Origin of the sequence: Synechococcus sp. BS56D (assembly GCF_004332405.1) — a bacterium.
Taxonomy (GTDB): domain Bacteria; phylum Cyanobacteriota; class Cyanobacteriia; order PCC-6307; family Cyanobiaceae; genus Synechococcus_C.
In genome coordinates, this window is sequence record NZ_PHQU01000006.1 from 181367 (window position 1) to 194368 (window position 13002).

At 62.5% G+C, this 13002-nt stretch carries 14 protein-coding genes and 1 tRNA gene; 5 read left to right on the forward strand and 10 right to left on the reverse strand.

The window, feature by feature from the left end:
- Positions 1-40: 40 nt before the first annotated feature.
- The 6 genes from murD to CWE17_RS10380 form a co-directional block, all read right to left on the reverse strand.
- A complete protein-coding gene (gene murD / locus CWE17_RS10355) occupies positions 41-1441 on the reverse strand; it encodes a UDP-N-acetylmuramoyl-L-alanine--D-glutamate ligase (RefSeq protein ID WP_131456902.1) in 1401 nt (466 codons plus the stop codon).
- Positions 1442-1468: 27 nt separating this feature from the next.
- Positions 1469-1540: transfer RNA gene (locus CWE17_RS10360), tRNA-Val, on the reverse strand.
- A gap of 88 nt (positions 1541-1628) precedes the next feature.
- Positions 1629-2432 (reverse strand): photosystem II S4 domain protein, encoded by an 804-nt coding sequence (locus CWE17_RS10365; RefSeq protein ID WP_131456904.1) that lies wholly within the window; start codon positions 2430-2432, stop codon positions 1629-1631.
- Positions 2429-2980: a hypothetical protein gene (locus CWE17_RS10370; protein WP_131456906.1), complete on the reverse strand. Its 552-nt coding sequence runs from the start codon at positions 2978-2980 to the stop codon at positions 2429-2431. The genes CWE17_RS10365 and CWE17_RS10370 overlap by 4 nt, the downstream gene beginning before the upstream one ends.
- 64 nt (positions 2981-3044) lie before the next feature.
- On the reverse strand, positions 3045-3284 hold the full coding sequence (locus CWE17_RS10375; protein ID WP_131456908.1) for a DUF2839 domain-containing protein: 240 nt from the start codon (positions 3282-3284) through the stop codon (positions 3045-3047).
- 61 nt (positions 3285-3345) lie between these two features.
- Entirely contained in the window at positions 3346-4794 is a 1449-nt protein-coding gene (locus tag CWE17_RS10380; protein ID WP_131456910.1) for a helicase, read from the reverse strand.
- Between the two features lie 82 nt (positions 4795-4876).
- On the opposite strand from CWE17_RS10380, the gene CWE17_RS10385 reads away from it, so the two are divergent.
- The gene (locus CWE17_RS10385; protein ID WP_131457111.1) at positions 4877-5776 is read left to right on the forward strand and encodes a prephenate/arogenate dehydrogenase; all 900 of its coding nucleotides are present in this window, start codon (positions 4877-4879) and stop codon (positions 5774-5776) included.
- Here CWE17_RS10385 and crtD read toward each other — a convergent pair.
- On the reverse strand, positions 5766-7289 hold the full coding sequence (gene crtD / locus CWE17_RS10390) for a C-3',4' desaturase CrtD (protein ID WP_131456912.1): 1524 nt from the start codon (positions 7287-7289) through the stop codon (positions 5766-5768). The two genes, CWE17_RS10385 and crtD, sit on opposite strands and share 11 nt — an antisense overlap.
- Before the next feature lie 35 nt (positions 7290-7324).
- On the opposite strand from crtD, the gene CWE17_RS10395 reads away from it, so the two are divergent.
- Positions 7325-8209 (forward strand): fructosamine kinase family protein, encoded by an 885-nt coding sequence (locus CWE17_RS10395; RefSeq protein ID WP_131456914.1) that lies wholly within the window; start codon positions 7325-7327, stop codon positions 8207-8209.
- A 4-nt stretch (positions 8210-8213) separates the two neighbouring features.
- Here CWE17_RS10395 and CWE17_RS10400 read toward each other — a convergent pair whose 3' ends face one another.
- Positions 8214-8600: a CAAD domain-containing protein gene (locus tag CWE17_RS10400; RefSeq protein WP_131456916.1), complete on the reverse strand. Its 387-nt coding sequence runs from the start codon at positions 8598-8600 to the stop codon at positions 8214-8216.
- Between the two features lie 20 nt (positions 8601-8620).
- On the opposite strand from CWE17_RS10400, the gene CWE17_RS10405 reads away from it, so the two are divergent.
- Together CWE17_RS10405 and moeB are read left to right on the forward strand one after the other, a co-directional pair.
- Positions 8621-9127 (forward strand): M67 family metallopeptidase, encoded by a 507-nt coding sequence (locus CWE17_RS10405; protein ID WP_131456918.1) that lies wholly within the window; start codon positions 8621-8623, stop codon positions 9125-9127.
- 4 nt (positions 9128-9131) lie between these two features.
- A complete protein-coding gene (moeB, locus tag CWE17_RS10410; RefSeq protein ID WP_131456920.1) occupies positions 9132-10295 on the forward strand; it encodes a molybdopterin-synthase adenylyltransferase MoeB in 1164 nt (387 codons plus the stop codon).
- 6 nt (positions 10296-10301) lie between these two features.
- On the opposite strand, the gene CWE17_RS10415 is transcribed toward moeB, so the two are convergent.
- On the reverse strand, positions 10302-11462 hold the full coding sequence (locus CWE17_RS10415; RefSeq protein ID WP_131456922.1) for a cob(I)yrinic acid a,c-diamide adenosyltransferase: 1161 nt from the start codon (positions 11460-11462) through the stop codon (positions 10302-10304).
- Positions 11463-11548: 86 nt separating this feature from the next.
- On the opposite strand from CWE17_RS10415, the gene larE reads away from it, so the two are divergent.
- Positions 11549-12391 carry an ATP-dependent sacrificial sulfur transferase LarE gene (gene larE, locus CWE17_RS10420; protein ID WP_240789370.1) on the forward strand — a complete coding sequence of 281 codons (843 nt, stop codon included), beginning with the start codon at positions 11549-11551 and terminating at the stop codon, positions 12389-12391.
- A 105-nt stretch (positions 12392-12496) separates the two neighbouring features.
- Here larE and speD read toward each other — a convergent pair whose 3' ends face one another.
- The gene (gene speD / locus CWE17_RS10425) at positions 12497-12979 is read right to left on the reverse strand and encodes an adenosylmethionine decarboxylase (protein WP_131456924.1); all 483 of its coding nucleotides are present in this window, start codon (positions 12977-12979) and stop codon (positions 12497-12499) included.
- Between the last annotated feature and the right edge of the window lie 23 nt (positions 12980-13002).

The following is a 13002-nucleotide window of genomic DNA, read 5'->3' on the forward strand; positions in this document are numbered from 1 at the left end:
GCCAGTACGCCAAAGGGGTCACCGCAAGCTCCCAGGAAGATTAGGGGGAGAGACGGGCGTTGATCAGGGTGCGGAAATGATCGCCACGCGCTTCAAAGTCGCGGTATTGATCGAAACTGGCGCATGCCGGGGACAGCAACAGGCTTGCGGCCTTCTGTCGGCGTCCGAGTTCGATCGCCAGCGGCACCGCTGTATTCAGATCAACGGTGCTCTCCACCACTCCTGAATAATCACTGCTCTTCAGCAGACTCTTTAGCTCTTCGGCTCCACGGCCATAAAGTACGGCTGCGCAGGCGTGCTCCTGCATCAAGCGCAGCCATTCCGTGGCATCTCCTTGTTTGGTTTGCCCGCCTGCAAGCACCACAATCGGGCCTGGTACGGAGCGCAGGGCGACGACGGCAGCGTCGTAGTTGGTGGCCTTGCTGTCGTTGAACACGTCCATGCCCTCGAGCAGCCCAAGCCGCTCGAGGCGGTGGGGAACCCCAGGGAAGCTGCGCAGTCCGGCCTCAATCGTGCCCGGATCGAGTCCTACTTCCAAGGCAGCGGCAGTGACCATGAGCATGTTCTGACGGTTGTGGGCCCCTGGCATCGCCAGCGCTGAGGCGGGAAACAATGGGCCTGAGGGGGCTTGCACTGTGCCGTTCTCATCACACCAGAGGTCAGCAGGCTCAGCGCCCTCACCAGGCCCTGCAGCGCTGATCCAGATGCCATGGCTCCAGGAGGCGCGATGGGCCTGAAGGTCGGGATCATCGGCATTGAAAATCCGCACCTGAGAGCGTTCCAGCAAACTCCGTTTGATGGAGCGGTAAGCCTCGAGGGTCCCGTGGCGCTCGAGATGGTCGGGCGTGAGCGTCGTCCAGATGCCGATCCGGGGAGCGACCGTGGCCGCCGCTTCGATCTGATAACTGCTCATTTCCATCACGACCCAGTCAGGGCAAGGCAGCTGGTCGCTTTGGAGCAAAAGGGCCAGTTCAGCGGCCGAGTTCCCAACGTTGCCTGCCATCGGTGCCGACAGGCCGCCATGGCTCAGCACGTGCTGAAGCAGCTGGGTCACAGTTGTCTTGCCGTTGGTGCCGGTGATCCCGATCCAGGGGGCCATCTGCAGGGCCTGCCAGGCCACAGCCATTTCCCCAAGCACGGAGACACCGTGAGAGCGGAGCTGATTGAGGGTCGGGTGATCCCAAGCGATTCCAGGGCTCACGACCACGGCAGCAAGGCCGTCATCGGGGGAGGCTGCGTTGAGCCAGGGCGTGAAACTCTCGGGCGTCAGGGGACGCCCAAGCTGCACGTCAATCCCTTCGGCCCGTAGGAGTTTCGCCTTCTCCTCTTGGCTGGATCCCTGATCCCGCTCCAGCACCGTGACAGCGAGGCCCTGAGCCCTGAGCAGACGCGCGGCTCCGACCCCTGAGCGCCCCAGCCCCACCACAACGGTGCGCGCCATTCCTGTGTCCCGTCTCCGTTAAGAAAGTGGGCGATACTGGAATCGAACCAGTGACTCCTACCGTGTCAAGGTAGTGCTCTACCTCTGAGCTAATCGCCCTCTCGACGCATCAAGCATTTGCGTGAGGCGTAGCAGCGGGTCGTTCCGCTGAGAGAGTGAACCTAGCAGCCGGAGCGATCCGTTCCCCTCAGCGTCGCTCCATGTCGACGCGCCAGCGATCACGTTTGGTCAGAGTCAGCGAGAGCACCTCCACGCTTCCCCTGTCCTGGAGCTGTAGGCAATCGCCCACCTGTAGATCGCGGCTTGCTTGGCGAACGGGCTCCCAGTTCAGCCGGAGCTTTCCTGCGCGAATCTGCTGGCTGACCTTGGAGCGTGAAAGCCCGAACCCTGCAGAGGCGATCGCATCGAGTCGGCAGGAGGCTTCAACGCTGCTTAGGCGTTTGACCGCGCGCAGGGCGGGAAGTTGAAGGGCTTCCGGCGCTATCGACTCGCAGAGGATCTCCACATCGCGCACCACCCCTCGCCGCCCATCAAGCAAGGCTGCCGCCTCGGGGGTACAGAGCAGTTGAGCCCCCCGATCTCCGCGGATCCAGATATCCCCGAGCATCCCCTCCTCAACGCCCATCCCTTCGAGAGCTTGGTGCATGTCAGCCGGAGAGAGGGGGTCAAACAGAAAGTTGCCTTCCACTGATAGACCGTGGATCGGCACATCCGTCGCGAGGGATGGGCTGTTCTTCTCTGTGGGCTCTCCGCCGCTGCGCTGGCAGCGCAGGCGACAGCGCTCCGCGGCCGGGTAGCCCCCTTCCCGATCCCAGCGCAGCTCAGTCAAGGACGAGAATCGGGCGAGCGCTTCGTTCTGGAGGGGGGCAGAAAGGAAGGGACTCCAGCCTGGCTGCCAGGTGCGCAATACCTCATCGGCTAGATCGAGAAGTGTCTCCAGTCCGGCCCTATGGCGACTGCCCTGCAGGAGTGGTTCGCGGGGCAACATCAGAGCTCGCTCAGGCGCACCACCTGGATCGGACGAGCACTTTGCAGGAGCTGCCAGGGGGGCTCGATACCCGTTGGGGTCTCCAGCAAAAGAAGCCAGCGTTTCTCCTGATGGCGATTGCGAAGGATTCGCACCCCGTCTTCATTGTCGGAGGGCACGCTCGCGGCGGCGGCATAGCTACCCATAAGCCCGGAGCCCATCCCCAGGAGGCCGCCGATCATCGGCTGAGCCCAGGGGCCGAGGGCGGAGAAGGTTTCCAGCGTGGTGATCTGGGTAAAGGTGAGCCCAGCTAGAAAGCCAAAGGGCATCAGCCAGCGGGCCATGCCCCGTTGGCGTCGTTGCCGCGCCAGGTTGGGGTTGAGCAGCTCCACCCGATCGATGAGTTCAGACTGGAGTCCGGTGGCCCCATCTCCTTCGTCTGGCATCTCCCCGTCCCCACCTTCCGGCGGTACCAGCACGCTTTGAAGCAGCGGCAGGGCCTGGGCTTTGAGCTTGGTTTGCAGAGACGCCGCGTCACTCCAGTCTTTCAGTACCAGCACGCAGACGGGCATGTCTCACCTTTGACAAGCCTCGATTGTCGCCTGTCTACTGCTGCGCTGTTTCGTAATAGGTGGATCAAGGCATATCGGCCAGGGTCCACCAGCCTGCAGCGGGTCCGATGAAGCGCACCACCACCCAGAACACCACCAGGGCGCCAATCCCGATCCAGGCACCGCGGGTCGTGATCGATACGAACTGATTGGTTTGCTGTTTGGTGAGGGGCAGCCAAGGTGCAACCCGCTCCTGGTCTGCAGGGTTTGCACGAGGCTGGCGGGGCGGCAGGCCCTGGCTGGCGCGGCGTCGGGCTTCTCCCATGCAAAGGCGATTGGTTCTTTGGGGAGCCTAAGTGGGCTCACGCAGGCTTGATTGCGTTTTTTTAGTCAGGCAGGAGCCGGTGTAAGGGGGTCCACGGTTGCAGGGCCTGAAACACCTGTTCGCCCCAGCTTCGACCCCGCAGTCGTCCGTCCAGCACTGCAAGACGACCGCCGCTGCGGCGAAGCGGAGCAATCGCCGGGGCCATCAGGCTGAGGGCTTCTGGAAGCAGAAGTTCCCTGAACCAGTCCCGCCCCTGCTGCTTGAGAGCTTCCACCCGGGCTGCCGTTAGGGGGCTTTCCAGGCTGGCGATCGGTAGCAGTGCCACGATCAGCTGGTCGGGAGCCGGCAGCTGCGACTGATGCGTCAGCCACCACTCCCAGGAGCAGCAGATCACACCATTGGCTTCCGGGGCGGTCGCCTGCTCCAGGACGCGGCTGCCGAATTCTCCCGCCAGTTCGCTGGTGAGACGCTGGCGCATCTGTGGGTCATTGAGGAGCACGATCGTCATCCCGGCGCGTCCGAGAATCAGGCGTCGGGACTGTTCGAGCAGGTGTTGTGCGTACACCTCGGTGTTCGGCAGCGGTTGTCGGCGGGGTGCAAAAAGAGGGACCGGCTCCAGAAGCGACGGCTCCCGCAGATGCACATCAACCTCGGCTTGGAAGCCGGCACTGCGTAATTCCGCCTGCAAAGGTCCGCTGTTCCCATTGCTGCTGAGAAGCAGGATTGGATGGTCCTTCAACAGGGCATGCAGCTGGTTCAGGGGCTCCAGGGCCTGGAGGTGCCAGCTCCATTGCAGCAGGCGGTGGTCAAGCTGAGCCCAGCTGGCCCAATGCTGCGGATCGGCCGCCAGGACGCGTGCCCATGGGGCTGGCAGTGGTTGCAGAAGGCTCAGCAGGTCGCGCAGGCTTTGGAGCTGACAGCTCTGCAAACGCACGCTGGCATCACTGTGGGTCGCCTGGCCAAACAGTTGGCGACTGAGGCGTTCATACAGCTCCAGCAATGCTCCGTCGGCACTGGGCTGGGCCCGACGAAGACTTTCCCAGTCCGACGCCGTTAAGGTCAGAGCCATCGCCCGTCGAAGTCTTTGGCTGAGCTGATCAGCCTCAGGGATGATCAAAAGATGGTGTGCCCGTAGGTGGCCCAGTCGTTGGGCCTCGACCAGCTCTTGGGTATTGAGCAACCAGAGCTGATCGCCCTGCGGTGCTTCTAGTCCCTGCCAGCAGGGCAGCTGCAAACCCTCCGCTTGCAGCCTCGGGCGCTCCACCTGGAGTAGACGCTGGCGCTGCTGGTCCTCAAGGACCAGCACGCAGTGGCGGCTCTGAAGACAGAGGGGAACCAGGAGCCCAAGCCACCATTGATCCTGGCTGCAGGGGCTGAGTTGAATGAGGGCGTGATCCCGACGCCGTAGCCCTCGGGCGATCAGGCGACTCAGAGTCAGGTGATGCGGCCACGCCGAGCGCTCCTGCAGCAGCAGTTGCTTGAGTTGCTGATGGGCGTGTGCTTCCAGCATCAAAGGAGCCTAGGCAGAGCTCTGAATCGGGATGGTTCAGGCTGATCTCTCGATCAACATGGGGACATCGACAGTCCCTGAGATGCAGCAGCAGCTGGTTTGCCCCCCCCAGGTCCCAGGCAGGGTGGGCATTGTTGGCCTGGGGCTGATCGGCGGATCGCTCGCCTTGGATCTCCAGGCCCTTGGTTGTGAGGTGCTCGGCCTCTGCCATCGTCAAGAGACGGTCGAGCGGGCCCTGGAGCGGGGACTTGCCCAACGGGTGAGCACGAACCCAGCCGATCTGGCCTGCTGCGAGCTGGTGATCCTCGCCCTTCCAATCGAACGCTTGCTCGACCCTGATCCCGCTCTGGTGGCGGCCTTACCGAAGCAGGCGGTGATCACGGATGTGGGGTCGGTCAAGACGCCTGTGCTGGAGGTCTGGCGTGCCCGCCATCCCCGTTTCATCGCTAGCCATCCGATGGCGGGCACGGCTGAGGCGGGTGTTGAGGCAGGTGTGCGCGATCTCTTCCGCGGACGTCCCTGGGTCGCCACACCTGACGCGTCCAGCGATCCCGAAGCGCTGGCCATGGTGGAAGGAATGGCACGCGCCCTTGGTAGCCACTGGCTGACAGCGGATCCAGAGCGTCACGATCAGGCCGTCGCACTCATTTCCCATGTGCCGGTGCTTGTGAGTGCGGCCCTTTTGCGAGCTGTGGGGACGGAGCGTGATCCAGCGGTGCGGGCGCTCGCCTGTCAGTTGGCCTCCAGCGGGTTTGCCGACACAACGCGCGTGGGGGCAGGCAATCCGGTCCTTGGCACGGCGATGGCCTCTCGCAACACCGCTGCGGTGCTGAGAGGTCTGGCTGCCTATCGCTGGAGCCTCGAGCAATTGGAGGAGGCGATCCTGGAGGGGAACTGGCCACAGCTGGAGCGTGAACTGGAGCAGACACGGTCGCTCAGGCCTGCATTTCTGACTGCACCCGGTGAGCTCATTAATCCTTGAGCTTCAGTGGTCGCCCCCGTTGGGCTGTGAGTTGACGACAGGCCATCAGGGCAGAGAGGGTCACCCCAGCGGTGCCCTCTCCTGGATGGATCGAATCGCCGCATAGCCACAGATTGGCCAGCGGTGTGCGGCTGGCCAGTCCGAAGGGGCCGAAGCGGCGCGGGCTCTGACCAAGCCCTCCGACAATCCCATTCGGACGTCCCGTCCAGTGGGCGAACGATCGGGGAGTGGCCAGTTCCTGATGACGCCAGGCATCGGGAGAGAAGCCGAGCCACTGTTCCAGGGTGTGGCTGATCGCTTCCTGGCAGCCCCGCTTGTGCGCTTTGTAGTCGGCCTCGGGCCTCTGGCACCAAATCCCTGGGTCTGTGAACACGCTGGCGATCAAGGTGGCTTCCCCTATCGGGGCGCGACCATCCCCTTCCTGGCTCACTGATACAAAGAGCGATCCGGGCGACTCTCCGTCGCGCTGTAGATGGCCTGGGCAATCCGCTGGTAAGGCGTCTCGGCGCACGGCCCCGTAAAGCACCAAGGCACCACTGGGGGCATCCAGTTGCATCAGTTGCCTGCGATAGCCCAGTGGCATGGCCTTGGCACCTTCGTCTTCCCTGATCAGGGTTGGTAGGCACTGGGGCGGCAGGCTGCACACCACATCAGCGGCACTGAAGCTCGAAGGGCTTCCGTCGCGGCATTCGGTTTGGACTCGCCAGCCTGAACCTTCGCGTTGTCTTGTCAGTCGTGTGACCCGTTGTCGAAGCCGTAGACAGCCCCGATCTCTTGTAAAGGCCGATGCCAAGCGATCGCTGAGGACCTGCATGGAGCCATGGAGATGCCAAAGCCCTTGAGGGTTCTGAGCCATCTGCAGCACGGTCGCTCCGTAGAGAGCAGCAGTGCGCTCCACTGGCTCCTGGGAGTAGAGCCGCAGCTGTAGGTCAAGAAAGCGGCGCAGGCGTTGGTCCTCAGAGCAGCCGCTAATGCGCAGGAGATCGCCCACGGTGAGCAGGCTTAAGGGGGCGCTGGCCATGGTTGCTGGGCCCAAGGCTCCAATGGTCTGGAGCAGATCCCAGCCAGAGCGGATCGGAAGAACGGGGTCTCGGCCAGCAAAGGCCCAATTGCTCTGATGCAGCTGGCTGCAAAGAGACCAGAAGCGGTCGCTACCAGGGAACTGGCGCTGACGTTCGGCCTTCCAGCGCTCCGGGTCACGCCAGAGCCGAATCGGCTCGGTACCGTCGGCCAGGTCGACCACACAGCCGGGGTCCAGCGGAACCGCCTCCGGTGGTTCGAGATTCAGATGCTTGAAAATGCGTGCATGGCTACCGCCTGGCTCCAGCCCTGCCACCTGGGTGGCACCGACGTCAAAGGTGTAAGGGCCACGGCGGAAGGTTCCTGCACAGCCACCTAGCTGATAGTGGGCTTCCAGCAGCGTGACCTGCAAACCATGGCGTGCCAGAAGTGCCGCCGCTGTGAGACCGGCGATGCCACCGCCGATCACAATCACATCCTGCTGTTCCTCCATCGCGGCATGCTGGCAAGCCGGGAGCAGAGGTGCGGATGCAGGAGGAGCTAGCTCGATTGGTGAGGGGGATGGGGCCCCATGCGGGGGGCGTGGATCTGGAGCTCTGTCAGCCGGTGGGTGGTGGATGCAGTCAGCAGGCTTGGCGGTTGCAGCTCAGCGATGGTCGCCAGCTGTTCGCCAAGGGAGGGGATCCAGTCATGCTTGAGGCTGAACGGCTTGGCCTGCAGGCCCTGCGCCGCTGGAGCGATCCCCTCGATCTGCTGGTGCCCGAGGTGCTGGCGCTTCTCCATGGTCAATCCAACCGGGCCTGGCTGCTGCTGCCCTGGCTGGATCAGGGCGTTGGCGATCAGCGTCGGCTCGGGCGTGGCCTAGCCCGTCTGCATCGGGCGTCCGCAACGCAAGGGCCTGATCGCTTTGGCTGGGAGAGCGACGCCTACATCGGTCTGGGCCCTCAACCAGGAGGATGGCGACAGTCCTGGGGCGAGGCCTTCATTGACTTACGCCTACGCCCTCAAATGGAGCTCGCCAGGAGCTGGGGGCTGGAGATCGCTCCATTCGAGCCGCTCTTGCACGGTTTGATCCAACGGCTTGATCGGCACGGGGCGAAGCCGGCACTGGTCCATGGCGACCTTTGGAGCGGCAATGCCTCCGTGCTGGGAGATGGGCGGGGACTACTGATTGATCCAGCCTGTTGGTGGGCGGATCGTGAGGTGGACTTGGCGATGACCCACCTGTTCGGAGGCTTTTCAAGACGTTTCTATGAGGCTTACCAACAGGAGTGGCCTTTGCCTTACCTGGCCTCTGAACGGGTTGAGGTCTACAACCTCTATCACTTGCTCAACCATGCCAACCTCTTCGGTGGGGCCTACCGGCAACAGTGCCGGCAGACCCTTCAACGGCTCGAAGGCATCGATGGCTGAAGTGTCAGCCTAGATATTCCTTGCGCAGGGTCTGCACACGGGTGATCAGGGCCTGGCGCTTGTCGCTGGTGGTGAGATTTTTCCAGCTCCACTGACCGACCACAACCACGCCGAGCAGTTCCAGCAGGCCGGGCACCACGGGCAGAAGATTGATGGTGTCGAGAATGCCTTTGATCAGGATTTGGGCAACGATCACAGCAGCGAAGATGCCGACCACCTTGCCGATGCGACCAGCTTGGCTCCAATCCACCTGATCAAGGGTGGAATTGATTTTGCCCAGCACCTCGCCATAACGCTCAGTGAAGTTGAAGCTATCGCCGCCGTTGGCCGTCTCGCTGCTGGTGTCGGTGCTGGCGCTCGCGTCCTTCACCGCGGTGCTGTCCTCGCTCATGAACCTTTGACGGATGGAAAATGTGGTTTGAGCGTATCGGTCAGCTCACCGAATGGCCAGAACGGGTGTGCCTCGGTTGGGATTGCCTGATCGTTCTGCGTTCCAGCCTGCGGGCAGCGTTGCCGAATGAGGGCTGTGCACTCTTGCTGGGCACTGCCCATGCGGCGAACCCCAGAACGTGGTGGGTGCAGCAGATCTGGCCTTGCTGCAATGTCTGGCGGCCGGGGCTGGAGGCCCTGCCTGAGCTCCCGGAGGCTGTCCCGACCCGTCGCAACCGCTTTGCCCTCGACCCTAGAGAGCAGTTGCATGCCCAGCGCTGGGCTCGAGATCGTGGGCTTCAGGTGCTTGGTACGGCCCACTCGCATCCAGGGGGGCAGCCAAGGCCATCGGATCAGGATCAGCGTTGGATGCTGCAGCCGGGATTGATGCTGATCATGGGCAAGGATGCTCAAGTTGAGGCCTGGTGGATCGCTGCCGGAGCGTCCACCCGTCTGCCCCTCGTTCACACTCATGGGAACGACGGCTGATCCCATGCCCAATCACGACGTCGGCCATCCCGAACTGAGTGATGAGGAGCGGTCCAGGTATGCACGCCACCTCGCACTGCCAGAGGTGGGACTGGAGGGCCAGCTGCGCCTGAAGCGGGCTTCGGTTCTGTGCGTGGGCAGTGGTGGCCTGGGCTCGCCTCTCTTGCTCTATCTGGCTGCTGCCGGGGTGGGCCGAATCGGCATTGTCGATTTTGATCGGGTGGAAGCCTCGAATCTGCAGCGCCAAGTGATTCACGGCAGCGCCAGCATCGGGCACTCGAAAACTCGCTCGGCGGCGGCCCGGGTTCGGGATCTCAACCCCCATGTGCAGGTGGAAGAGCACGACATCATGCTCTGCTCCGACAATGCCCTGGACGTTGTGCGTGCCTATGACCTGGTCTGCGATGGCACTGACAATTTCCCCAGTCGCTACTTGGTGAATGACGCCTGCGTCCTCTTGGGAAAACCCTGCATCTATGGGTCGGTCCAGGGGTTCTCAGGTCAGGTGAGCGTTTTCAATCGCACGGCAGAAAGCCCGAACTATCGCGATCTTGTGCCGGAACCACCGCCCCCTGGTCTCGTTCCCTCCTGCGCTGCTGGTGGCGTTGTTGGCGTGATGCCTGGACTGATTGGTCTGATTCAGGCCACTGAGGTCATCAAACTGATTACAGGAATCGGCGATCCGCTGGATGGTCGCCTGCTGTTGGTCGACGGTCTGGCCATGCGCTTTCGGGAGCTGCGTCTCGCTCCAGCTCCTTCGCGAGAGCCGATCACCGGCCTGATTGACTACCAAGCGTTCTGCGGCACCACTGGCGTCGCCTTTGCTCAGGAGGAGCAGGTGGAAAGCATTTCCGTGCAAGAGCTCAAAGCGTTGCTCGATTCCGGAGCTGATCTGCTTCTGATCGACGTCCGCAATCAGGCGGAGGTGGAGGTTGCGGCGATCCCAGGGGCTGAGCTGTTTCCCCTTGCAACGATTGAAAGCGGCGAAGCCTTCGGGGCGATCCGAGAGCGGGCGGGCGATCGACCGATCTATGTGCATTGCAAGCTGGGCGGTCGTTCCGCTAAGGCGGTGACAGCGCTGAGCCAGCAAGGGATTGTTGCCATCAATGTTGATGGAGGAATTGATGCTTGGTCCCAACAGATCGATCCTGCTGTTCCCCGTTACTAAGGTCTCTTAGTAATCAACGCCGCGTTTGAGATCAACGCCCTGTTCGGCGTAGTGCTTGTGGCACACCATCTCGGAATGCACGCTGGCCAGATCGAAATAGGCCGGAGGATTTTTGCAGCGTCCGGTGATGATGACCTCCGTCTCCGCAGGCTTGCGCAACAGGGTCTGCACGATTGGCTCCACTGGTAATAACTCCAGATCGACGCTCGGATTGAGTTCATCGAGGATCACAGTTTTGTAGAGCCCGCTGGAGATAGCGGCACGGGCGATTTCCCAGGCCCGCTCTGCTTCCACGTAGTCGATCGGTTGCTGTTGGCCCCGCCAAACAATGGCATCGCGCCCGGAGCGCAGATGGTCCACAAGATGGGGATAACTCTCGCGTAGCGCGGCGATCGCCGCGTCCTCGGTGTAACCGCTGCCCCCCTTGAGCCATTGGAGGATCAGCACCCTGTGGCTCTTGTCCTGACTGATGCCTCGGCCGATTGCCTGTAGGGCCTTTCCAAGGGCGCTGGTGGATTTGCCTTTTCCCTCTCCTGTGTAGATCTCGATTCCCCCTTGGGGTTCAATCGTGATCACGTTGCCGTCAGTGGGCGCCGGCCGCCGATGGGCGCGCATCTCGGAGTGGAGATCAGCGATTTGCACAAGCTGGCGCGGAGCTGCCCGGCCGGTGACGATGATTTCCATACCCTCAGGGCGCTCTCTCAGACTGCGCATGACATCGTCGATGTCGAGCAGGCCCAGCTCGAGCACGGGGTTGAGTTCATCAAGCACCACCACGGAGTAAAGGGCACTCGCGATCGCTCCTTTGGCAATATCCCAGCCGCGCTGTGCTTCCTGACGATCGAAACGGGTGACCTCATCAGCCCCGAAGTAGTCGCCCCGACCGGTACGCACCTGGTCGATGAGATGGGGGAAGCCCTGCTGCAACGCTTCAATTGCCGCATCTTCGTCGTAGGCCCGACCAGGCCCCTTTAGGAAACGCAGCAGTAACACCCGGGTGCGGCGCTGCTCGCAGATGCCCAGGCCAATGGTGCGAAGCACCACACCAAGAGCGGCCTGGCTCTTGCCCTTTCCCTCTCCGTCATAGACGTGCAGCTGTCCATGACTGCGCTCTTGACTGTCAGCGGCCGTGACGATGCCGATGGCTGGCCTTCGATTCCCTGCCATGGCGCGTCGGATGGCCCTTGGAGCTTACCCAGGGTGACCAGCCTGCCGCCCTAGCCTGATCCCAACGGTTGGCATCACTGAAACGAGTGGATCAGACGCTCACACTGTCTGCAGACGAGCGCAGCAAGCTTGAGGAGCTGCGTCAGTGGATGCGGCGTCATGAGCGCCTTTGCGTGGCCTACTCCGGAGGTGTTGACAGCACCCTCGTGGCGGCGATCGCCTTCGAGCAGCTTGGTTCGATGGCTATGGCGATTACAGGGGTTTCCCCGGCCCTGGCCCCCCATTTGCGCGCTGAGGCCAGGCAGCAGGCCGTTTGGGTGGGAATCGAGCACCGGGAGGTGCAAACCGCAGAGCTGGATGATCCCGCTTATTCCAGTAATCCCCAAGACCGTTGCTTCGCCTGCAAGCGAGAACTGCATCGCCATCTAGGTCTCATCGCCGCGGCAGCCGGGGCTGCCCAGGTGGTGGATGGGGTCAATCATGACGATCTTGGGGATCACAGACCAGGAATCGATGCGGCGCGTCTGGCCGGCGTGCGTTCCCCGCTGGCGGAATTGGCCATCGACAAGTTGATGGTGCGCAGCCTCTCCCGTGTTCTTGGTTTCCCCTGGTGGAATAAGCCAGCCCAGCCCTGCTTGGCCTCTCGCTTTCCCTACGGCGATCCGATTGCCGCGGAGCGTCTGCGTCGGGTCGGGGCGGCCGAGGAGTGGTTGCGCCATCAGGGATTCCCTGAGGTGCGCGTGCGCAGCCATGGCCAGGCGGCCAGGGTGGAAGTGCCTGTGGACCGAATCGCTTCCTTGGTGGAGCCTCAGCTGCGCAGCGCCCTCGTGGAGGCACTGATGGGATTTGGTTTCACAGCGGTCAGTCTCGATCTAGAGGGGTTGGTCAGCGGCAAGCTCAACCGCGATCGGTTCCAAGATCGCGGTTAAAGCCTTTGGCATGGACTCGTTGTCTGATCCGTGATGGATCATTGCCATCAGCCTTTCAGAGGCGACCTTCGCAAGGCACCTCTGATTCGTGGGGCTGACTTTGATTCAGGCCGCTGAAAGACTCGGCGTCCGTTCGCTATCGACCAAGGCTGCCGGTGTCTCCCGCAGGAAACTGCGAAGGGCATGGCGACCTGCCTTGAGCTCCTTACGGAGAACGTCGCAAGCTCGTTCAGGCATGGTGTGATCACCACACGTGAAAACATCGATAGCGGCGTAGCCACTTTCGGGCCAGGTGTGGATGGAAATGTGAGATTCAGCCAGGAGAGCTAGTCCCGTCACGCCCTGTGGTTCGAACCGATGGGTGATCAGGTTGAGGAGTGTGGCACCAGCACGTTTCGCTGCTGTCGTGATGGTGGTCCTCAGAAAGGCTTCGTCGTCGAGCTTGCTGGTGTCGCAGTCGTAAAGCTCGAGAATGCAGTGTTTGCCCACCATGTCGGTGGCACTGGGTGTGGTGGAACTGTCGGCTGGCGAGGAATCGGCGCCGCCCCATCCCGGGTTGGGATGCAGGCAAGACAGGGTCTGCTCCATCAGGGCTCAAAAGAAAACAGCTC